Source organism: Intrasporangium zincisolvens, assembly GCF_034724055.1.
Classification (GTDB): domain Bacteria; phylum Actinomycetota; class Actinomycetes; order Actinomycetales; family Dermatophilaceae; genus Monashia; species Monashia zincisolvens.
The window spans coordinates 70,758-90,978 of the sequence record NZ_JAWIIL010000002.1 but is presented as its reverse complement, the minus strand read 5'-3'; the positions used below and the strand labels follow the sequence as shown (position 1 = coordinate 90,978).

Sequence of the window (20,221 nt, the reverse complement as noted above, 5' to 3'; positions counted from 1 at the left end):
GCGACATCACCGGCCACCCCCGAGGAGGCCACCGAGCGACGGGTCGGCGCCACGGAGGTCGACGAGGCCGTCGGGCTGCGGCGTGCCGCGCAGCAGGGTGCCCCCCGGCAGGGTCGGCAGCTGCGGGAGCTTGAGCATGAGCGCCGAGCGCAGCGTGTCGCAGAGCTTGGTGTTGCCGGTCTTCGTCGGCCCGGTGAGGATCGAGCAGACGAGCAGCAGCGGGTCGTCGAGGCCCTTGGCGTTGTTGCGCGTGTCGAGCGTGCCCGTCTGCGGGTGGTAGGCGTTCTGCAGGTTCGACAGGGCCGTCGGCGCGTTCTCGAGCACCTGCGCGAGGGCGTCGCGCTGCTTGACGAGCGAGCCGGTGACGGTGACGGCACGGTCGAGGTCGGTCTTGATGACCGCACGGTTGTCGCGGACGAAGGACTGCACCTCGTCGACGGCGACGCCGAGGTTCTTCAGCGCGGACTTCAGGTCGTCGCGCTCGGCCGACAGCTGCACGGCCACGGTGGCGAGGTCGCTGTTGAGGCGGCGCACCTGGTCGTTGTTCGTCGCGAGCATCGAGGTGAAGGACTGGAGGTTCTTCACCGTGCCGAAGAGGTCCTCGCGGCTGCCGGACAGCGTCGACAGGGCCGCGGAGAGGTCGTGGACCGTGCCGTTGATCTTCGTGCCGTTGCCGTCGAGGTTGGCGGCCGACGTCTCGAGCAGCTGCGAGAGCGCGCCCTGCTTGTTCGCTCCGTCGGGGCCCAGGGCGACCATGAGGTCGTCGAGACTCTGCGACACCCGGTCGAGCTCGACGGGAACCGCCGTGCGCTCCAAGGGAATCCGGGTGCCGGCCGTCAGCGCCGGCCCGGAGGTGAACACCGGCAGCAGCTGCACGTACCGGTCCGACACGAGCGACGGCGCGACGATCGCGGCCTTGGCGTCGGCGGGCACGCGGTACTTCGAGTCGTAGCTGAAGGTGACGTGCACGTGGTCGCCCTGGGGCACCACGGTGTCGACCTGCCCGACGCGGACGCCGAGGATGCGCACGTCCGAACCAGGGTAGAGCCCGACGGCCCGGGTGAAGTCGGCGCTGACGCTCGTCTGCTCGGCCCGCGGCCAGAAGGTGTACGCCCCGGCGGCGAGCGCCACGACGGCCACCGCGGCGACGAGTGTCGTGAGCAGCGAGCGCGAGCGGGCAGCGGCTCCGGTGCCGGCCATCAGCGACCACCTCCGAGCAGCTGCGGCAGCGACGTGCCGGGCAGGGACAGGCCCGGCGTGCCGACCGGCACGACGAGGTTGCTGACCCACGTGTCGAACCAGCGGCCGGTGCCGAGGGTGTTCGCGTAGACACGGGTGAAGGGGGCCATGAGCTTGATCGTCTTCTGGAGGTCGGCGTCGTGCTTCTGGAGCAGGGCGAGGGTCTGGTCGAGCTCGTCGAGGGCCGGCTTGAGCTGGGCCCGGTTGTCGCGCGACAGGCCGGTCAGCTGCTGGGCGAGCGCCGAGGTGTTGCGGAAGAGGGTCCGGATCTCCTCACGCCTCTTGGCCAGCTCGACCATGAGCGCGTCGGCGTCGCGGATCAGCGTGCCGACCTGCTCGTTGCGGCTCTTGAGCAGCCCGGTGACGCGGTTGGCGCGCTGGAGCAGCGCGGAGAGCTGCTCGTCGCGGCTCGCGACGGTGCGCGAGAGGCGCGACAGGCCGTCGAGCGTCGACCGGACGTACTTCGGGCTGTCGCGGAACTCGGTCGCCATGACCGTCAGCGACTTCGCGAGCTGGTCGGTGTCGATGCGCTCGGTCGTGGTCGTGAGGTCCTGGAAGGCGTTGATGACGTCGTAGGAGCTGACAGTGCGCGAGGTCGGGATCTGGGCCCCGGCGTCGAGCTGCCCGCTGCCCTTGGGGTCGAGCGCCACGTACTTCGCCCCGAGGAGCGTCTTCATCCGGATCGAGGCGCCGGTGAGCGAGCCGAGGCGGGCCGCGTCGTCGGTGACGACGAAGTCGACCCGCACGTGCGAGCCTTCGAGGTCGACGGCGGTGACCTTGCCGACCTTGACGCCGGCGAGGCGGACGTCGTCGTCGGGGCGGATGCCGCCGGCCTCGGTGAAGGCCGCGCTGTAGCCGGTGCCGCCACCGATGATCGGCAGGCTCGAGGCGTTGAACGCCAGGTAGAGCATCAGGGCGATGACGACGAGCCCGGCGATGCCGATCGGCACCGGGTTGCGCTCGCGGAAGGGGACACTGCTGCGCGTTCTCATGGCTGGCACCTCGCGGCCGCGACGTCGTACGAGGGGGTGACGCCCGGCAGGATCGGGGTCTTCGTGTCGAAGCGGCACAGGTAGAAGTTGAACCACGAGCCGTACGTCGCGGTGCGGGTCAGCGTCTCGATGCGCTTCGGGGCCGAGGAGATGAAGTCCTCGAACTGCTTGACGTTGGCGGGCTTGTTGAGCGTCGTCGACAGGGTCCGCAGCTGGGCGACGTCGTCCTTGATGAGCGGACGTGTCGTGACGAGCAGGTCGGCGGTCTCGGCGGACAGGTCGTTGATGCCGGTCAGGGTGCGCCCGATGGTCTCGCGGTCGGCGGCGAGGCCGCTGGTGAACCGCTGGAGCTGGTCGATGAGGTCGAGCAGCTGCTGGTCGTGGGCGTCGACGGTGCCGAGGACGGCGTTGAGGTTGTCGATGGTGCGCCCGATGACCGCGTCGCGGTCGGCGAGCGTCGAGGTGAGGCTCGCGGTCTTGGCCAGCAGCGCGTTGACGTTGCCGCCCTCCCCCTGGAGGGTGTCGACGAGGAGCCCGGACAGCTCGTTGACGTCCTTGGGCGACAGCGCCGCGAACAGCGGCTTGAAGCCGTTGAAGAGCACCGTGAGGTCGAGCGCCGGGTGGGTGCGGGCGAGCGGGATCGTCGCGCCGTCGGCGAGCGCGGCCGGCGAGCCGGTGCCCTGGGTCAGCGCGAGGTAGCGCTGGCCGACGAGGTTGCGGTACTTGACGGTGACCTCGGTGCCCTGGGTCAGCACCGAGCTCTTGAGCACCGTGAAGTCGATCTGGGCGACCGACTGGCCCGTTCCGGGCGCCTTCGCCACGTGGACGCCGGAGACCTCCCCGACGCGTACGCCGGCGATGCGCACGTCCTGCCCCTCGACGACCCCCGTCGCGTCGGTGACCATGGCGGTGTAGGAGGCCTTGGTGCCGAACTGGATGTTGGCGATCGTCATGGCGAGGACGCCGGTGGCGGCGAGCGTCACGAGAGCGAAGACGACGAGCTTGACGAGCGATCCCTTCCACTTCATCGGGTGCTCACCACCGTTCCGCGCATGAGAGGGCCGGCGAGCAGCGTCTGGATGCCGCTGGGGCTCGCGTCGCCGGAGTCGTCACGGGCGAGCAGCGCCGCGACGAGCCGCTGCTCGTCAGCGGTGCCGGCCGACCCCGAGTCGGACGCGCCCGCCCCGCCGAGCAGCGCCTGCGGGATCGCGCTGAACGGCGTGCCGCTGCCCGCGGGCTGCGTGCCGTCGTCGAAGTGGTGGCCCTTGAACGGGTTCGACTGGGAGCCGGTCGGACTCGGCAGGCCGAAGCAGTTCGGGCCGCGCCTCTCCTGCCAGCTCGGCTCCTCGCCGGGCTTGTAGGCATCGCGCGGCGGCACGACCTCGAGGGTGATGTGGAAGACGCCGCCGGAGAACGCCTGGTTGACGCGCGGCAGCCAGTTGACCAGCCCCGAGGCCATGCACGGGTAGATCGGCGAGTACTCGGACAGCAGCTGCAGCGTCGGCCGGGACACGCGTCCGACCTGGATGATGCGGTCGCCGTTGTCGCGCAGGAAGCCCGCCGTCGTGTTGGCGAACCCGGCCGTGCCCACGAGGAAGGCGGCCAGCTGCTGGTCCTTCTCGACGATGGTGCGGTTGGTGACGCGCAGCGACTCGGTGAGCCGGAAGAGGTCGGGGCTGACGTCGGCGTAGAGGTTGCTGACGTCGGCGAGCAGGCTGATGTCGTCCTGGATGACGGGCATCTGCGGGTTGATCGCCTTGAGGTAGCGGTCGAGCATCTGGAGGTTGTTGCCGATGCGCTCGCCGCGCCCGTCGAGCGTCGTCGACAGCGCGTTGAGGGTGGTGGCGAGCTTGGCCGGCTGGACGGTGCGCAGCAGCGGGTAGAGGTCGTCGAGGACGCTCTCGAGCTCGATGCCGACGGTGCTGCGGTCCTGGGTGATGACGTCGCCGGCCTGCAGGGGCTTCGCGCTCGGCGCCGCGACGGTGACGAGGTCGACGTAGCGTTCGCCGAAGAGGGTCTTCTGCAGGAGGCGCGCGTTGACGTTCTCGGGGATCTTGTCGACCTGGTCGGGCTGCAGGGCCAGCTCGAGCCGGGCGCCGTCGGGCGTGGCCGACACGCTACGGACCTCGCCGACGAGCAGGCCGCGCAGCTTGACGTCGCTGCTCTCCTGCAGCTGGCTGCCGAGCCGGTTGGTCTCGAGGGTGACCATGACGACCGGGGTGAAGCGCTTCTGGAAGGTGGCCACCGACAGCGCCACGAGCAGCGCCACGACGAGGAGGAAGACGAGCCCGTAGGCCTTCTGCCCCAGCCGCTTTCGCGTGTGCTGGGTGAGCGGGCCGGGTGTCGAGTCGGTGCTGACGTCGGTGACGCGCTCGGGCGCGGTGGCGGTCATCCGGCGATCCTCACGCTCGTCGTCGCGCCCCAGATCGCGAGGGACAGGAAGAAGTCGACGATGTTGATGGCGACGATCGAGGTGCGCACCGCCTTGCCGACGGCGACGCCGACGCCGGCCGGGCCGCCCGAGGCGGTGTAGCCGTAGTAGCAGTGGATGAGGATGATGACGACCGCGAACACCATGACCTTGCCGAAGGACCAGAAGACGTCGCCCGGTGGCAGGAACAGGTGGAAGTAGTGGTCGTAGGTGCCCTCGCTCTGGCCGAAGTACGAGGTGGAGATGAACCGCGTCGCGGCGTAGGAGCTGAGCAGCCCGAGGACGTAGAGCGGCACGACGGCCACGAACCCGGCGATCATGCGCGTCGTCACGAGGAAGGGCAGCGACGGGATGCCCATGACCTCGAGTGCGTCGACCTCCTCGGAGATGCGCATCGCGCCGAGCTGGGCGGTGAAGCCGCACCCGACCGTGGCCGCGAGCGCCAGGCCGGCCACGAGCGGGGCGATCTCGCGGGTGTTGAGGTAGGCGGAGAAGAAACCGGTGAAGGCGCCGGTCCCGAGCTGGTCGAGCGAGGAGTAGCCCTGCAGGCCGACCTCGGTGCCGGTGAAGAAGGCGAGGAAGGCGATGACGCCGACCGTGCCGCCGATGACCGACAGCGCGCCGGTGCCGAGCGAGACCTCGGCGAGGAGGCGCACGACCTCCTTCTTGTAGCGGCGCAGCGTGCGGCCGCTCCACGCGAGCGAGCGGACGTAGAAGCGCATCTGCTCGCCGAGCGAGTCGCGCGCGCGCGCCGGCGCGCTCGCGAGGCGCAGGGCCTTGGCGGCAGCGGGGCCGACGGGCCTGCGGCGCTCGGTCCGGGACCGCGGGGGGCGGCCGGACGGCGTCGGGGCGGGGTTCGTCGTCGTGGTCATCGTGGCCTCAGATCTTCTGCGGGACGACCTGGAAGTACACGGCCGTGATGACGAAGTTGACGACGAACAGGAGCATGAACGTGATGACGACGCTCTGGTTGACGGCATCGCCTACGCCCTTGGGACCACCGCCGGCGTTGAGGCCCTTGAAGGCGGCCACGATCGCGGAGATGGCGCCGAAGATCAGAGCCTTGATCTCGGCGGTCCAGAGGTCGGGCAGCTGCGCGAGCGCGGTGAAGCTCGCGATGTAGGCGCCCGGCGTGCCGCCCTGGACGATGACGTTGAAGACGTAGCCGCCGACGACGCCGACGACGGACACGAGCCCGTTGAGCAGCAGCGCGACGAGCATCGAGGCGAGCACGCGCGGCACGACGAGGCGCTGGATCGGGCTGATGCCGAGCACCTCCATCGCGTCGATCTCCTCGCGGATCTTGCGCGAGCCGAGGTCGGCGCAGATGGCCGAGCCGCCGGCGCCGGCGATGAGCAGCGCGGTGACGATCGGGCTCGCCTCGCGCAGGACGGCGAGGACGCTCGCGGCACCGGTGTAGGACTGCGCTCCGAGCTGGCGGGTCAGGGTGCCGAGCTGGAGGGCGATGACGGCACCGAACGGGATCGACACGAGGGCCGTCGGAAGGATCGTCACGCTGGCGATGAACCACGCCTGCTGGATGAACTCCTTGACCTGGAACGGGCGACGAGGCAGGGCGCGGATGACGTCGAGGGCGAGCGCGAAGAGCGAGCCCGACTGCCGGAGGGCGCCGGTGAGGGGTGCAGCCATCTCAGCCCACCCCGTCCAGGGCGGCGGCCGGCACCGGCTGCGCGGGGCCGGTCGGGGAGCTGCTCGACGCCGACGGGGCGGACGGCGTCCCGGCGCGGACTCCGGGCACGCCGGCCCGGTGGGACTCGAACGACCCGGGCGGAGGGGTGATCCCGTTGGCCTGGCACCACTCGCCCGCCGGGCGCTCGGCACGCCGGGGCGAGCCGTCGCTCGTGCCCAGCTGGAGCGCGATGGGTGGCAGCGGGGGCAGCTCCTGACCGGACTCCGCGGCCAGCTCGTCGGCGTCCTTCTCCTCCGACATGCCGATCGGGCCGACGGTCTGGGCGTTGAGGAACTGGCGCACGACCGGCTCCTCCGAGGACAGCAGCATCTCGCGGGGCCCGAACATCGCCAGGTGCCGGTGGTAGAGCAGGCCGATGTTGTCGGGCACGGTGCGCGCGGTGTTGATGTCGTGCGTGACGATGAGGAACGTCGCGTCGATCTGCGCGTTGAGGTCGATGAAGAGCTGGTTGATGTACGACGTGCGCACCGGGTCCAGGCCCGAGTCGGGCTCGTCGATGAGGAGGATCTCGGGGTCGAGCACAAGCGCGCGGGCCAGCCCCGCGCGCTTGCGCATGCCACCGGAGATCTCACCCGGGAGCTTGCCCTCGGCGCCGGAGAGGCCGACGAGGTCCATCTTCTCGGTGACGATCCGGCGGATGTCCGACTCGCTCTTCTTCGTGTGCTCGCGCAGCGGGAAGGCGACGTTGTCGTAGAGGTTCATCGACCCGAACAACGCACCGTCCTGGAAGAGGACGCCGAAGAGCTTGCGGACCTCGTAGAGGTCGTGCTCGCGCAGCCGTGTGAGGTCCTGGCCGTTGATGACGATCGACCCGGCGTCGGGCTTGAGCAGCCCGACGAGCGTCTTGAGGAACACCGACTTCCCGGTGCCGGAGGGGCCCAGCATCACCGAGATCTCCCCCGCGGGGAGCGTCAGCGTCACGTCCTTCCAGATCGTCTGGGACCCGAAGGTCTTCGTCAGACCGCTGACCGCGATCTCCACACCCATGTGGCACCTACTCGTTCTCGACCGTCTCGACTCGGTTGACTGGGAAACGAGTGGTTCCGGGCGAAGTTACGCGCGAGTCGGCGTCGGTCCGCCATTCCGCCGCGTGGAGCCCTAACCTTGGAGAACGCTGTGTGGCGCTCGTCGCACTCGGGGCGCGACGAGGAGGCCGGATGCGGGCACGACTGCGGCCATCCCAGGTCACACCCGGCGCGTTCGTGGAGGTCCAGGGCCGGCCACGCCTCGTGCTCGGCACCCTGCGCTTCACCAGTGAGGAGCGCCGCTGGGAGGAGCACTGCGTCGAGGGCGACCGCGTCGGCACCCGCGAGTGGGTCGCGATCCGGCCGCGCCTGCGCGAGACCGTCGTGGAGTGGACGACGCGCGCCGACCTCGTCGCCGAGCCCGACCTCGACGGCGTCACCCTCGACGGGCGTGACTGGATCCTCGACGAGGCGGGAACGGCGACCTTCACGGCCACCGGCGACACGGGCACCGGCCCCGAGGGCACGTGCGACTTCGTCGAGTACACGAGCGGCTCGGACGCGGTGCTCGTGTTCGAGAGCTTCGACGGCGGGGTGTGGGAGCTGAGCACCGGCCGACGCGTCGACCCCGACGCCGTCATCGCCTACCACGACGTGCCGGGCTGACCCACCGGGGCGCAGCGACCTCAGTCGTGCGTCGCGGTGACCTCGTGGCTCGCGGTGTCGCCCTCGACCCGCAGTGACACCGACGCGACGCGTCCGGCCGGACCGAGGCCGGCCAGGCTCGCGAGGGCCGCGTTGACCTGCGCGAACGTCTCGGGCGTCGGCACCGGCGCCTGGCCGTCGGCGTTGCCCGACAGGCCCGTCAACCGGTGGTCGGGCCCGACGGTGATCGTCGCGGCGAGGTGTTCGACGTGCGTGCCGCGGGCCGCCGCGACACCCGCGTGCAGCGTGCGGGCCACGCCGTCGAGCACCGCTCCGACGCGCTCGGCGGCGGCGTCCGCCCCGGGTGCTGCCGGGACGTCGGAGGTCGCGGAGGTGGGGGTCGGCGTGCTCGCTGCGGGCGCGTCGGTCGAAGCCGTGTCGGCGTCGGGAGCGTCGGCCGGGCGCGGCAGGTGGCCCTCGCTGAGGAACCCGACGGCGGCGAACTCGATCTTGCCGAAGTCGACGACGGCGTCGCGTGCCAGCGAGTTGTCGATGACGTAGGCGAGGTTGACCGCGAGGTCCTTCATCCCCGGGTGCAGCTGCTGGCCGACGAACCGGGCGCAGAGCAGGAGCGCGTGGACCCGCACCATCTGCCGGCCGCGGCGGTCCTGCACCCGCTGCTCGGGCTCGACCCGGCCGAGGTCGAAGCCGTCCCCGGGGTAGAAGTGGACCGGCCGCTCGAGGACGAGCAGCGAGTAGTCCGGACGGTCCGAACCGGGCATCAGACGGTAGAGCTCGCCGTTGAGCGGCAGCTGCCACTCGAGCTCGGGCGGGGCGACGTCGAAGCTGGTGACGCTGACGAGCGGCCCGTAGCGACCGGTCGGCGCGGAGGCGGCCGGTCCCGCAGAGGCCGCAGAGGCCGCAGCATCAGCAGGGGCCGCAGGAGTGGGCGGGGCGGATACCGGGGACGAGGCGCCGGGCGCGCCCGCGTCGTCGGTGGACCCCTTGGCGCGCGACAGCCATCCCATGCGGGTCAACCTACCCGCAGCAACACGGCCGCCAGAGCCCTGGTTCGAGGTATCTGCGCGGCACCGGCCACGCGCCCGTACCTCGAACCGGGTTCGTCGTTACGGTGGGTCCGTGACGACAGTGAGCAAGGACGCTCCCGACCTGCACGACCTCGCGGGGCTCACCGACGCGCTCCCGCCGGGCGCCGTGCTCACCGGGCCCGACAGCGTCGCGGCCTACCGCTTCGACTACACCGCCGACCCCGACGCCGGCACGCCCCTCGCGGTGGTGCGGGCCACGAGCGCCGCCGACGTGCGGGCCACGGTGCGGTGGGCGTCCGAGCACGGCGTCCCGCTCGTGCCGCGCGGAGCGGGCAGCGGGCTGTCCGGCGGCTCGAACGCCGTCGACGGGTGCGTGGTGCTCAGCCTCGAGCGGATGCGGGCCATCGACGTCGACCCGGCCACGCGCACCGCCGTCGTCGAACCCGGCGCCCTCAACGTCGAGGTCAAGCGCGCCGCCGCCGAGCACGGCCTCTGGTACCCGCCCGACCCGTCCTCGTTCGAGATCTGCTCGATCGGCGGCAACGTCGCCACGAACGCCGGCGGCCTGTGCTGCGTCAAGTACGGCGTCACGACCGACTACGTGCTCGGCCTCGACGTCGTCCTCGCCGACGGCACGCTCGTGCGCCTCGGCGGCGAGCGCATCAAGGACACTGCGGGCCTCTCGCTCGTCAAGCTCTTCGTCGGCAGCGAGGGCACGCTCGGCGTCGTCACCCGGGCCACGCTGCGGCTCGTGCCGGCCCAGGCCCCGCCGGCGACGCTCGTGGCCACCTTCGACGACGTCGCCGACGCCGCCCGGGCCGTCGTGGCCATCGGCGGCCGGCTGCGCGCCTCGATGATGGAGCTGATGGACCACGCGTCGATCAACGCCGTCGAGGACTACCGCGCCATGGGCCTTGACCGCGACGCCGGCGCCCTGCTCGTGGCGCAGTCCGACGCCCCCGGCGAGGCTCGCGGCGCGGAGATCGCGCTCATGGAGCAGCTGTGCACGGCCAACGGCTCGCGCGAGTGCTTCACGACGACCGACCCCGACGAGGGCGAGCTGTTCGTCGCCGCCCGCCGGGCCGCGATCGTCGCCATCGAGCGCCGGGGCACCCTGATGCTCGAGGACGTCGGCGTGCCGGTGCCGCGCCTGCCCGAGCTGCTCACCGGCATCGCCGAGATCGCCCGGCAGCGCGACGTCGAGATCCCCGTCGTCGCGCACGCCGGCGACGGCAACACCCACCCGGTCATCGTCCACCCGCCGGGCGACGAGGCTGCCCGCGAGCGCGCGGCCATCGCGTTCCGAGAGGTCATGACCCTCGCCATCGGGCTCGGCGGCACCATCACGGGCGAGCACGGCGTCGGGCGGCTCAAGCGCGCGGCCCTGCCCGAGCAGCTCGGCCCCGACGTCATGGCCCTGACCCACCGCATCAAGACCGCCCTCGACCCGCAGGGCATCCTCAACCCGGGAGCCGGATTCTGATGACGACCGACGAGACCACCGCCACCACCGCTTCGACCGGGAGCGCGCCCATGACGGCGCCGACCACGACGAGCCGGCCCATCGCCGAGCGCCACCTCTTCGGCCCGGGGCCCTGCAACCCCTACCCGGAGGCGACGCTCGCCCTGGCCGCTCCCCTGCTGGGGCACCTCGACCCCGACTTCCTCGCCGTCATGGACGAGACGTGCGACCTGCTCCGGTACGTCTGGGGCACCGAGAACCGGCGCACCCTGCCGCTGTCGGCCACCGGCTCGGCCGGCATGGAGGCCGCGTTCGTCAACACCGTGCACCCGGGCGACGTCGTCGTCGTGGCCGTCAACGGGCTCTTCGGCGAGCGCATGGTCGACGTCGCCGGACGCCATGGCGCCGAGGTCGTGCGCGTCGACCACGAGTGGGGCACCCCGGTCGACGTGGAGCGCGTCCTCTCCGCACACCCCTCCCCCGCGATCATCGCCGCCGTCCACGCCGAGACCTCCACCGGCGTCCGCTCGGACATCGCGGCCCTCGGCGCCGGCAAGGGCGACGCGCTGCTGCTCGTCGACGCCGTCACCAGCATCGGCGGCATCGAGCTGCGCGCCGACGACTGGGGCATCGACATCGGCTACGCCGGCACCCAGAAGTGCCTCGGCGTCGCTCCCGGCCTCGCGCCCTTCACGATCAGCGAGCGGGCCTTCGCCCGACGCGTCGAGAAGCCGTCGTCGTGGTACCTCGACCTCGGCCTGCTCGGCGGCTACGTCGGCGAGGCCGAGGGCAAGGGCCAGCGCACCTACCACCACACGGCGCCCACGGCGATGGTTGCCAGCCTGCACGCCGGGCTGCGCCGCATCGCCGACGAGGGCCTCGAGAAGGTCTGGGACCGGCACGCGGAGGCCGGGCGCCTCCTGCAGGGCGGGCTCGAGTCCATGGGCCTGACGCTGTTCGCCCAGGAGGGCTCGCGCCTGCCCGAGCTGACGACGGTCCGGGTACCGGACGGCGTCGACTCGGCCGCCGTGCGCCGCTACCTGCTCGAGCGGCACGACGTCGAGATCGGCGCCGGCGCAGGGCAGTTCGCCGCGACGGTGTGGCGCATCGGCCTCATGGGCCACAACGCCCGCCCCGACCGCGTCGCCCTCGTCCTGGCCGCGCTCGAGGACGCCCTCGCCAACGCCTGACCGGGCCGGGCATGCGGAAGGCGGGCCCGACCGATGGTCGGACCCGCCTTCGCGGTGATGCTGGAGCCCCGGCTAGCCGGGACGGCTCACTTGAGCTCGACGGTGGCGCCGGCGCCCTCGAGCTGCTCCTTGGCCTTCTCGGCCGCAGCCTTGTCGACGTTCTCGAGGACGGGCTTCGGGGCGCCGTCGACGAGGTCCTTGGCCTCCTTGAGGCCGAGGCTCGTGAGCGCGCGGACCTCCTTGATGACCTGGATCTTCTTGTCGCCGGCGGCGGTCAGGACGACGTCGAACGAGTCCTTCTCCTCCTCCTCGGCGGCGGCGGCGCCGCCACCGGCAGCGCCCGCGGCCGCAACGGCGACGGGGGCGGCAGCGGTGACCTCGAAGGTCTCCTCGAACTGCTTCACGAACTCGGAGAGCTCGATGAGGGTCATCTCCTTGAAGGCGTCAAGGAGCTCGTCGGTGCTGAGCTTAGCCATGATGGCTTCCTTCCTGTTTCTTGCCGTGAGTGGCGATTTGGTGGATGAGCGACGCGTGGCGCGTCAGCTCTCGTCGCCACCCTCGGCGACGTCGGTCGTGGCCTCGTCGGCGGCAGCCGGCGCGGCGGGGCCCTGAGCCTCGACCTTCTGGCGCAGAGCGTCGACCACGCGGGCCGTCTGCGACAGAGGAGCGACGAACAGGTAGGCGGCCTTGTTGAGCGAGCCCTTCATGGCGCCCGCAAGCTTGGCCAGGAGAACCTCGCGGGACTCGAGGTCCGCGAGCTTCGTGATGTCCTCGGCGCTCAGCGGCTTGCCGTCGAGGACGCCAGCCTTGATCACGAGGAGCGGGTTTGCCTTGGCGAAGTCACGCAGGCCCTTGGCGGCCTCGACCGGGTCACCGGTGACGAAGGCGATCGCGGTCGGACCCTGGAGGTGGCCGTCGAAGGCCGTGATCCCGGCCTCCTTGGCGGCGATCTCCGTCAGCGTGTTCTTGACCACGGCGTAGGTGGCGTGCTCTCGGATCGAGTTGCGCAGCTGCGAGAGCTGCTTCACGGTCAGACCGCGGTACTCGGTGAGAACGGCCGCGCCGGACTCACGGAACCGGTCCGTGATCTCGGCGATGGCTGCCGTCTTCTCGGCGTTTGCCATCTGGGCCTCCTTCCCTTGCGTGGTGACGCCGGTCGGAGTCCGTAGGGCCTGCACGAAAAGAGCCCCGGCGCAGGGCGCTCGGGGCTCGTACGGCACGCGATGGCGCCGTTCTCGCTCGATCAGCCTGCGCTGGTTGCCCGCATCGTGCGGAACCTTCGGGAGTCGTGGTGGCCACGTCTCCAACCGGCGGTCATTGGTCGCGGACAAGACTACGGTCTCGGGCTCGCACGACCAAATCGAGGAAGGGCGACGCGGCGGGTCCGCCCCGGCATCCTCGCATTCGTGCGCGCCAGGACCTAGCGTGACCCCCATGGTGACTGGCGGGCGAGGACGCCGGGCCGAGCACCCCGGGGCACGGGCGATCCGCCGCCGCCGGCTCTGGGCCGGCGCGGCGGTGGTGGCGTGCGTCGCCGCTGACGTCTGGTCGGTGACGTGGGCGGGCGCCCGCGAGCCGCAGACGCCCAGCGCCCTGTCGGTCGTGTCCGGCGTCGCGCTCGCCGCCGGCACCGGCCCCCTCGTGCACCTCGACGCCGTCGAGACGGTGCCCTCCTCGCCACTGCTGCCCGGGTCCGACGCTGCGGCCGACGGCCGGCGCACGTCGTCCACCACACCGTCGTCCACCACGCCCGCACCGACCCCGGCGACGGTCGTCGAGAAGGGCGACGGACGCTTCACGCTCCTGCCGGTCCCGACCGACGCCATCCGCGAGCGCGCCACGAGCGGGCGCGTCGTGCACTTCACCCTCGAGGTCGAGGGCGGGCTCGGCGTCGACCGCGACGAGTACGCCCGGACCGTCGTGTCGACGCTGACCGACGCGCGCGGCTGGCAGGACGTCGACCACGTGCGCTTCGTCGGGTTGTCGCCGGCGCAGGTCGACAACGGCGCCCGCCCCGACCTGCGCATCACCCTGGCCAGCCCCGACACGATCGACCGCCTCTGCGCCCCGCTCGAGACGCGCGGACAGGTCAGCTGCCACAACGCCGGCCGGGTCGCCCTCAACCTGCGACGCTGGGTGCTCGGCGCCGAGGCCTACGGCAAGGACGTCGCCGGCTACCGCACCTATCTGGTCAACCACGAGGTCGGGCACGGCATCGGGCACGCGCACGCGTACTGCGGCGGAGCGGGCAAGGTCGCGCCGGTCATGATGCAGCAGACGTACGGCCTCAAGGGCTGCACCGCCTGGAACTGGCCGAGCCCCAAGCGCGCCTGAGGCGCCGGGCGGACAGCTCGACCCGGCGCCTCGTTGCGCCTCGTTGCGCCTCGTTGCGTGCGTGTCAGACGACGGCGCTGTAGCTGTAGCCGATGCGGACGACCGAGCCGGTCGGCAGCGACCCCAGGACGCGGTCGGTGACGACCTCGACCATGACGACCTCGATGGACTTCGCGGTGCGGGTGACCTTGTGGAGCGTCACCTTGCCGAGGCCGGGCACGGTGACGACGGTGTTGGGCGGCACCGCGGCGCTGATCCCCGGCAGGCCCTTGATGCCCAGCCCGACGAAGGAGCTGCGATCGGCCAGGGCCACCGCCCCTCCGGGGCTCGACTGCGTGGCCGACGTGTCGGCGACGATCGTGGTCGCGCCGAGGAGCCCGGCGAGGACGCTGGGCCCGGAGACCCGGTCGATGACACGCACGGTGCGACTGATCGTCGTCGCCGTGGCGTCGGCGGTGGTCGTCGTCGTACCGGTCGTGACGACGCCGGGCACGGTGGCCGACGCGACGGTCGCCGTCGAGCTGCTGCCGGCACAGAACGGCTGGGCGAGCGCCGTCGGGCTCGAGAGGACGCGACCGTCGGCCGCTGTCGCGCTCGTGGCATAGCCCCTGCCGCCCACGAGGCCGACCACGGGCCTGGTCAGCGACGAGCTCGAGACGCCGACGAGGACGTTCGAGCCGATCGGAAGACCGAGCGGGTTCTTGCCGCTGACGACGACCTGGAGCGCGATCGTCTGGACCCGCCACTCCGTGCCGACCCACGTCTTGGTCTGGCGGTTGAGGTAGACGGTGGCATACGCCGCGCCGTCGGAGCCGCGCAGGGACAGCGCGGTGTTGGGCGCCGGCGTCGCGCTCTGGGCGCGGCCGGCCACGACGAGACCGGCCAGCTCGGAGCGGTTGCCGCCGGTGAACGTGCCGGCGCCGCTGACGACGGCCGTGCTCGCCGAGGTCACGGCGCTGGAGCGCACGAGCCCGCCGAGCAGGTTGACAGCCCCGGTGGCCGCCGACGTGCGACTGACCTTGAGTCCGTTCTCGATCGACGAGGTGGCGGAGGTGGACGTCGCGCCGACGGTGCCGAGCGGCGCGGCGTTGACGGCCGCCGCGCTGCCCTTGACCGAGCGACCGAAGGACGTGGTGCAGCCGATGCCCGCGTAGGCCACGGGACCGGACTTCACGATGCTCCCGACGACGGCGTACGTGCCGTAGGCGTACGACTGGACGCCGACGTTCGGGAGGGTCGCGGCCCCGGCCGGGGCCGCGAGCTGGACGGACGACACGGCCAAGGCCGCCCCTACGAGGGCGGCCTTGACCGCCCGGTGCATGGTGCTCATGGATGTCTCCTGACTCAGTGCCATGCCACCGATCCCCTGTGACCGATGCATCTGGTTAACGAGCCAGTAACGAGTGCCGTTATGCCCCTTTCGTCAGAGATGTCAAGCATCTCATCGGCGTGTCGCCCACCTGACTGGTGGGCCCACGTGCGGCGGTCGTCGACGGCTGCGCCGGCCAGGCCGCAGACGGCGCTCGCCACCTGCTCCCGTGACGGGAGCAGGTGGCGAGCGCGGGAGCAGGACGTGTCAGGGGGCCGGGTGGACCACCATGGCCGAGCCGCCGCCACGACGTGTCGGCTCGGCGGCCGCCTCGAACAGCCCGTGGCCGAGGCTGCGGATCGCCGTCACGGCACCGATCTCTCCGGCGTCGGTCAGCGTGTGGCCGAGCGCGCGCAGCCCGGCCGCGGCCGGACCGGCGAGGAACGCCGGCTCGGCGCCCTCCCCCGAGGCGCTGTTGCGCGAGGAGAGGCGCGGTGCCGCGATCGCGTCGACGAGCGAGAGGTCGCGGTCGAGGTAGCCGAGGATGGTCTGCGCCACCGAGGTGATGATCGTGGCGCCACCGGGCGAGCCGACCGCGAGGAACGGCGCGCCGTCCTTCATGACGATGGTCGGGCTCATCGACGAGCGCGGCCGCTTGCCGGGGCCGGGCAGGTTCGGGTCCGGGACACCCTGGGTCAGCGGCGTGAAGTTGAAGTCGGTCAGCTCGTTGTTGAGCAGGAAGCCCCAGCCGGGGACCGTGATGCCGGAGCCACCGGTCTGCTCGATCGTCAGCGTGTACGAGGCGACGTTGCCCCACCGGTCGGTGGCCGTCAGGTGGGTCGTGCTCTGGCCCTCGTAGGGCTCCTTCTGGGCCGTCGAACCCGGCGTGCACGAGGTGTAGGAGCCGTCGGGCGAGCCGAACGGGATCGGGCGCGGCTGGGCCCTGGTCGGGTCGAAGAGGCAGGCGCGCTCGGCGGCGAACGCCGGGCTGACGAGCTCGGACACCGGCACGTCCGGCACGTCGCCGACGTACCGGTTGCGGTCGGCGAACGCCGTGGCCGACGCCTCGGAGAACCGGTGCAGGTAGTCGACGTCGGACAGGTCGGACGTCCTCGTGCCGGTGCGGTCCTCGTAGGCCTTCATGAGGTTCAGGATCTCGGCGACGGCGATGCCGCCCGAGCTCGGCACCGGCATGCCGTAGACGTCGAGCCCCTCGTAGCGCGAGTGGATCGGCGCCTTCGTCAGCGCCCGGTAGGCAGCGAGGTCGCGCAGGGTCATCTGCCCGCCCATGACGCCCTGGCCCGGCGTGGTGTGCGGGGCGTTCGACTCGCGCACGATCGCCTCGCCGAGGCGGCCGCGGTAGAGGACGTCCACACCCTGGGTGCGCAGCGTCCGGTAGGCCTTGGCCATGTCGGGGTTGGTGAACCTCGACCCCACGGCGGGCGGCTGGCCGCCGGGGAGGAAGACCTGCGCCGTGGCCGGGAACCGCGAGAACCGGGCCGCGTTCTGGGCCGTCTGGTCGTGGAAGGTCTGGTCGACGACGAAGCCCGTGGCGGCGAGTCGCTCCGCCGGCTTGAGCGCGTCGTTGAAGCTCAGGGTGCCGTGGTCGCGCAGGGCCTTCGCCCACAGGGCCGGGGTGCCCGGGATCCCGACGGACAGTCCGGAGTTGACGACGGTGTTGAAGTCCATCGCCGAGCCGTCGGGCTTGCGGAAGGTGTTCTCGGTGAAGGTCGCCGGAGCCGTCTCGCGGCCGTCGATCGTGCTGACCTTCTTCTCGTGCGCGTCGTAGTAGACGAGGAAGCCGCCACCGCCGATGCCGGCGCTGTAGGGCTCGGTGACGCCGAGCGCCGCCGCGGTGGCGACGGCCGCGTCGGCCGCGTTGCCGCCCCGGGCGAGCACGTCGATGCCGACCTGCGAGGCGTCGCGGTCGACCGAGCTGACCGCGCCGCCCGAGCCTGTCATGACGGCGGCCTTGGGCAACGGGGTCGGGCGGCCGTGCCAGCCGCGGTCGGTGGACGTGGACTGCCCGGGCGCGGCGGTCGGCGCCGAGGGCTGCGCCCCGGCCTGGGGTGCCAGCAGTGCGAGCGGGAGGCCCGCGCTGACACCCGCGACGACCCAACGTCTGGTGCTGCGTGTCTGTCGGCTCATCTGCCGACCGTACCCAGCATCGGCTCAGGCCTCTCGTCGAGAACGCGAGAGCCCGTCACCCCAGCCGGGGTGACGGGCTCTCGCACTCTCTACGGGCAGGTCAGGCGCTCAGGCCTGGTCCTCCTCGGCGAGGAGGTTGCGCGTCTTGCTGAAGTCGAGCGGGATGCCCGGGCCCATCGTCGTGGAGATGGTGGCCTTCTCGATGTAGCGGCCCTTGGAGCTGGCCGGCTTGAGACGCAGGATCTCCTCGAGGGCGGCGGCGTAGTTCTCGACGAGCTTGGACTCGTCGAAGGACGCCTTGCCGATGATGAAGTGGAGGTTCGCGTGCTTGTCGACGCGGAACTCGATCTTGCCGCCCTTGATGTCGGTGACGGCCTTGGCGACGTCCATCGTCACGGTGCCGGTCTTCGGGTTCGGCATGAGGCCACGCGGACCGAGGACCTTGCCGAGTCGACCGACCTTGCCCATCATGTCGGGCGTCGCGACGACGGCGTCGAAGTCGAGCCAGCCGCCCTGGACCTTCTCGAGCATGTCGTCGGAACCGACGTAGTCGGCGCCGGCCTCACGCGCGGCCTCGGCCTTGTCGGCGTTGGCGAACACGAGGACGCGGGCCGTCTTGCCCGTGCCGTGCGGCAGGTTGACGGTGCCGCGGACGGCCTGGTCGGCCTTGCGCGGGTCGACACCGAGGCGGAAGGCCACCTCGACGGTCTCGTCGTACTTGGCCTTGGCGGTCTGCTTGGCGACGCGGACGGCCTCGAGCGGGGCGTAGACCTTGCCGGGCGTGACGAGCTCGGCGGCTGCGCGGTAGTTCTTGCTGCGCTTCATGGAACTGCTCCTTGCATGGTGGTGGAGTCGTGGTGCGGACCAGCGCTGGTCCTCCCACGTGGCCGACGGCACCCGGTCCGGGTGCCGTTCGGCCGGTGGTGACGCCTGCTCCGAGCGGGGCTCAGAGCTCGGTGTCGATGCCCATCGAACGAGCGGTGCCGGCGATGATGCGCGCCGCCATCTCCTCGTCGTTGGCGTTGAGGTCCTCCATCTTCTGGCGGGCGATCTCGAGGACCTGCTCGCGCGAGAGCTTGGCGACCTTCGTCTTGTGGGGCTCGCCCGAACCCTTGGCCACACCGGCGGCCTTCTTGATGAGCTCGGCGGCCGGCGGCGTCTTGGTGACGAACGTGAACGAGCGGTCCTCGTAGACCGTGATCTCGACCGGGATGACGTTGCCGCGCTGGGCCTCCGTCGCGGCGTTGTACGCCTTGACGAACTCCATGATGTTGACGCCGTGCTGACCGAGCGCCGGGCCGACGGGCGGGGCCGGGGTGGCCTGGCCGGCCTGGATCTGCAGCTTGATGAAGCCGGAGACCTTCTTCTTGGGGGGCATGGGTGCCTACCTTCTGCGTTGTGGGCCGACGCCGTGGGCGATGACCCGGTTGCATGCCTCCGCGGGGTGCCGCGGGGACGGACGGTGCGGACCGCGACGAGCGCGGACCGGTTCGCTCAGATCTTGGCGACCTGACCGAAGGACAGCTCGACCGGGGTCTCCCGGCCGAAGATCGAGACCAGCACCTTGAGCTTCTGGGTGTCGGCGTTGATCTCGGAGATCGTGGCGGGGAGGGTCTCGAACGGGCCCTCCATGACGGTGACCGACTCGCCGACCTCGAAGTCGACGACGCGGACGTCCTTCGGGGCGCTCGCGGCGCCCGAGGCGGCGCCGCGAGCGGGGGCGGCGCTCTCGAAGGTCGGGGCGAGCATCGTGAAGACCTCGTCGAGCGAGAGCGGCACGGGCTGGTGGGCGTTGCCGACGAAGCCGGTCACACCGGGCGTGTGGCGCACGGCGCCCCAGCTCTCGTCGGTGAGGTCCATGCGGACGAGGACGTACCCGGGCATCCGGACGCGACGGACCTGCTTCTTCTGCCCGTTCTTGATCTCGGTGACCTCCTCCATGGGGACCTCGATCTCGAAGATGAAGTCCTCCATGTTGAGGGTCTGGATGCGCGTCTCGAGGTTGGCCTTGACGCGGTTCTCGTAGCCGGCGTACGAGTGCACGACGTACCAGTCGCCGTCCTTCATGCGCAGCTCGCGCTTGAAGTCGGCGACGGGGTCGGCGCTCTCGACGGGCTCGGAGGCCTCGATGGAGGCGTCGTCGCCGGCCTCGTCGTCACCGTCGGTGGCGTCGTCACTCTCGGTGGCGTCGTCGGCCTCGGCGTCGACGACCTCGCCGGTCGTCTCGTCGACGGTCACGTCGGTGGTGTCCTCACCCGCGGCGTCGACCGAGGCGTCGGACGCGTCGACCACCGGGTCGACGACGTCGTTCTCGGTGGTCTCGCCGTTCGGGGCGCCCTGCGGGGCGAACTGCTCGGACACGCTCTGACCTGCTTCCTTGCTCGTGGACCAGCCGGAGCGGCTGGCGGTGACTCCCGGTGGCGAGGCCGGACGCGACTCGCGCTCCAGCCCCGGTGGCCGACCTAGGTCGTCGAACCGGTGAGGACCCACGAGATCAGCTTGCTCAGACCGAAGTCGAGCGCCGACACCAGGGCCATCATGACCACGACGAAGACCACGACGACGGTCGTGTAGCGCACGAGCTCGGGGCCCGTGGGCCGCACGACCTTGCGCAGCTCGTCGAGGATCTGCCGGACGAAGAGGCTCAGCGCGGAGAAGAACCGCGACACCGGGTTGCCGCCACGGGCCTTGTCGGCCCGGCCGGACCCGCGCTTGGCGCTCGTCTCCGTCACGATTCCTACTTTCT

Annotated in this window: 20 protein-coding genes; 4 read left to right on the top strand and 16 right to left on the bottom strand. The window is 71.5% G+C overall.

Annotation, left to right across the window (positions count from 1 at the left end; genetic code table 11):
• Positions 1-6: 6 nt before the first annotated feature.
• The 7 genes from RY076_RS04805 to RY076_RS04775 are packed head-to-tail and all read right to left on the bottom strand — an operon-like array spanning position 7 to position 7,360.
• Positions 7-1,200: an MCE family protein gene (locus RY076_RS04805; protein ID WP_323096467.1), complete on the bottom strand. Its 1,194-nt coding sequence runs from the start codon at positions 1,198-1,200 to the stop codon at positions 7-9.
• Positions 1,200-2,231 (bottom strand): MCE family protein, encoded by a 1,032-nt coding sequence (locus RY076_RS04800; protein ID WP_323096466.1) that lies wholly within the window; start codon positions 2,229-2,231, stop codon positions 1,200-1,202. The genes RY076_RS04805 and RY076_RS04800 overlap by 1 nt, the downstream gene beginning before the upstream one ends.
• Positions 2,228-3,259, bottom strand: coding sequence for an MCE family protein (locus RY076_RS04795; protein ID WP_323096465.1), 1,032 nt, complete (start codon positions 3,257-3,259; stop codon positions 2,228-2,230). Before RY076_RS04795 ends, RY076_RS04800 begins: the two co-directional genes overlap by 4 nt.
• Positions 3,256-4,623 carry an MCE family protein gene (locus tag RY076_RS04790; RefSeq protein WP_323096464.1) on the bottom strand — a complete coding sequence of 456 codons (1,368 nt, stop codon included), beginning with the start codon at positions 4,621-4,623 and terminating at the stop codon, positions 3,256-3,258. Before RY076_RS04790 ends, RY076_RS04795 begins: the two co-directional genes overlap by 4 nt.
• Positions 4,620-5,534, bottom strand: a complete 915-nt coding sequence (locus RY076_RS04785; protein ID WP_461782305.1) for an MlaE family ABC transporter permease — start codon at positions 5,532-5,534, stop codon at positions 4,620-4,622. Before RY076_RS04785 ends, RY076_RS04790 begins: the two co-directional genes overlap by 4 nt.
• A gap of 7 nt (positions 5,535-5,541) precedes the next feature.
• On the bottom strand, positions 5,542-6,312 hold the full coding sequence (locus tag RY076_RS04780; protein ID WP_323096463.1) for an MlaE family ABC transporter permease: 771 nt from the start codon (positions 6,310-6,312) through the stop codon (positions 5,542-5,544).
• Between the two features lies 1 nt (position 6,313).
• Positions 6,314-7,360 carry an ABC transporter ATP-binding protein gene (locus tag RY076_RS04775; RefSeq protein WP_323096462.1) on the bottom strand — a complete coding sequence of 349 codons (1,047 nt, stop codon included), beginning with the start codon at positions 7,358-7,360 and terminating at the stop codon, positions 6,314-6,316.
• 170 nt (positions 7,361-7,530) lie between these two features.
• Here RY076_RS04775 and RY076_RS04770 point away from each other — a divergent pair, with 170 nt between their 5' ends.
• Positions 7,531-8,004: a DUF4178 domain-containing protein gene (locus RY076_RS04770; RefSeq protein ID WP_323096461.1), complete on the top strand. Its 474-nt coding sequence runs from the start codon at positions 7,531-7,533 to the stop codon at positions 8,002-8,004.
• Between the two features lie 20 nt (positions 8,005-8,024).
• On the opposite strand, the gene RY076_RS04765 is transcribed toward RY076_RS04770, so the two are convergent.
• Positions 8,025-9,011 (bottom strand): hypothetical protein, encoded by a 987-nt coding sequence (locus RY076_RS04765; protein WP_323096460.1) that lies wholly within the window; start codon positions 9,009-9,011, stop codon positions 8,025-8,027.
• A gap of 121 nt (positions 9,012-9,132) precedes the next feature.
• Between RY076_RS04765 and RY076_RS04760 the strand changes: the two genes are divergently transcribed.
• The gene (locus tag RY076_RS04760) at positions 9,133-10,515 is read left to right on the top strand and encodes an FAD-binding oxidoreductase (RefSeq protein ID WP_413785746.1); all 1,383 of its coding nucleotides are present in this window, start codon (positions 9,133-9,135) and stop codon (positions 10,513-10,515) included.
• A gap of 50 nt (positions 10,516-10,565) precedes the next feature.
• On the top strand, positions 10,566-11,684 hold the full coding sequence (locus tag RY076_RS04755) for a pyridoxal-phosphate-dependent aminotransferase family protein (RefSeq protein ID WP_323096458.1): 1,119 nt from the start codon (positions 10,566-10,568) through the stop codon (positions 11,682-11,684).
• An 86-nt stretch (positions 11,685-11,770) separates the two neighbouring features.
• Here RY076_RS04755 and rplL read toward each other — a convergent pair whose 3' ends face one another.
• Complete coding sequence (gene rplL / locus RY076_RS04750) at positions 11,771-12,160, bottom strand: 50S ribosomal protein L7/L12 (protein WP_076262142.1); 390 nt, start codon at positions 12,158-12,160, stop codon at positions 11,771-11,773.
• Between the two features lie 63 nt (positions 12,161-12,223).
• Positions 12,224-12,808, bottom strand: coding sequence for a 50S ribosomal protein L10 (gene rplJ / locus RY076_RS04745; protein ID WP_323096457.1), 585 nt, complete (start codon positions 12,806-12,808; stop codon positions 12,224-12,226).
• Positions 12,809-13,118: 310 nt separating this feature from the next.
• Here rplJ and RY076_RS04740 point away from each other — a divergent pair, with 310 nt between their 5' ends.
• On the top strand, positions 13,119-14,018 hold the full coding sequence (locus RY076_RS04740) for a DUF3152 domain-containing protein (protein WP_323096456.1): 900 nt from the start codon (positions 13,119-13,121) through the stop codon (positions 14,016-14,018).
• Positions 14,019-14,082: 64 nt separating this feature from the next.
• On the opposite strand, the gene RY076_RS04735 is transcribed toward RY076_RS04740, so the two are convergent.
• The 6 genes from RY076_RS04735 to secE form a co-directional block, all read right to left on the bottom strand.
• Positions 14,083-15,348, bottom strand: coding sequence for a choice-of-anchor P family protein (locus RY076_RS04735; RefSeq protein ID WP_323096455.1), 1,266 nt, complete (start codon positions 15,346-15,348; stop codon positions 14,083-14,085).
• A gap of 246 nt (positions 15,349-15,594) precedes the next feature.
• Positions 15,595-17,475, bottom strand: a complete 1,881-nt coding sequence (ggt, locus tag RY076_RS04730; protein WP_413785736.1) for a gamma-glutamyltransferase — start codon at positions 17,473-17,475, stop codon at positions 15,595-15,597.
• Positions 17,476-17,583: 108 nt separating this feature from the next.
• Positions 17,584-18,300 carry a 50S ribosomal protein L1 gene (rplA, locus tag RY076_RS04725; protein WP_323096454.1) on the bottom strand — a complete coding sequence of 239 codons (717 nt, stop codon included), beginning with the start codon at positions 18,298-18,300 and terminating at the stop codon, positions 17,584-17,586.
• 121 nt (positions 18,301-18,421) lie between these two features.
• Entirely contained in the window at positions 18,422-18,853 is a 432-nt protein-coding gene (gene rplK / locus RY076_RS04720) for a 50S ribosomal protein L11 (protein WP_076262133.1), read from the bottom strand.
• Positions 18,854-18,969: 116 nt separating this feature from the next.
• The gene (gene nusG / locus RY076_RS04715; RefSeq protein ID WP_323096453.1) at positions 18,970-19,836 is read right to left on the bottom strand and encodes a transcription termination/antitermination protein NusG; all 867 of its coding nucleotides are present in this window, start codon (positions 19,834-19,836) and stop codon (positions 18,970-18,972) included.
• A gap of 101 nt (positions 19,837-19,937) precedes the next feature.
• A complete protein-coding gene (secE, locus tag RY076_RS04710; protein WP_076262130.1) occupies positions 19,938-20,207 on the bottom strand; it encodes a preprotein translocase subunit SecE in 270 nt (89 codons plus the stop codon).
• Positions 20,208-20,221: the final 14 nt, after the last annotated feature.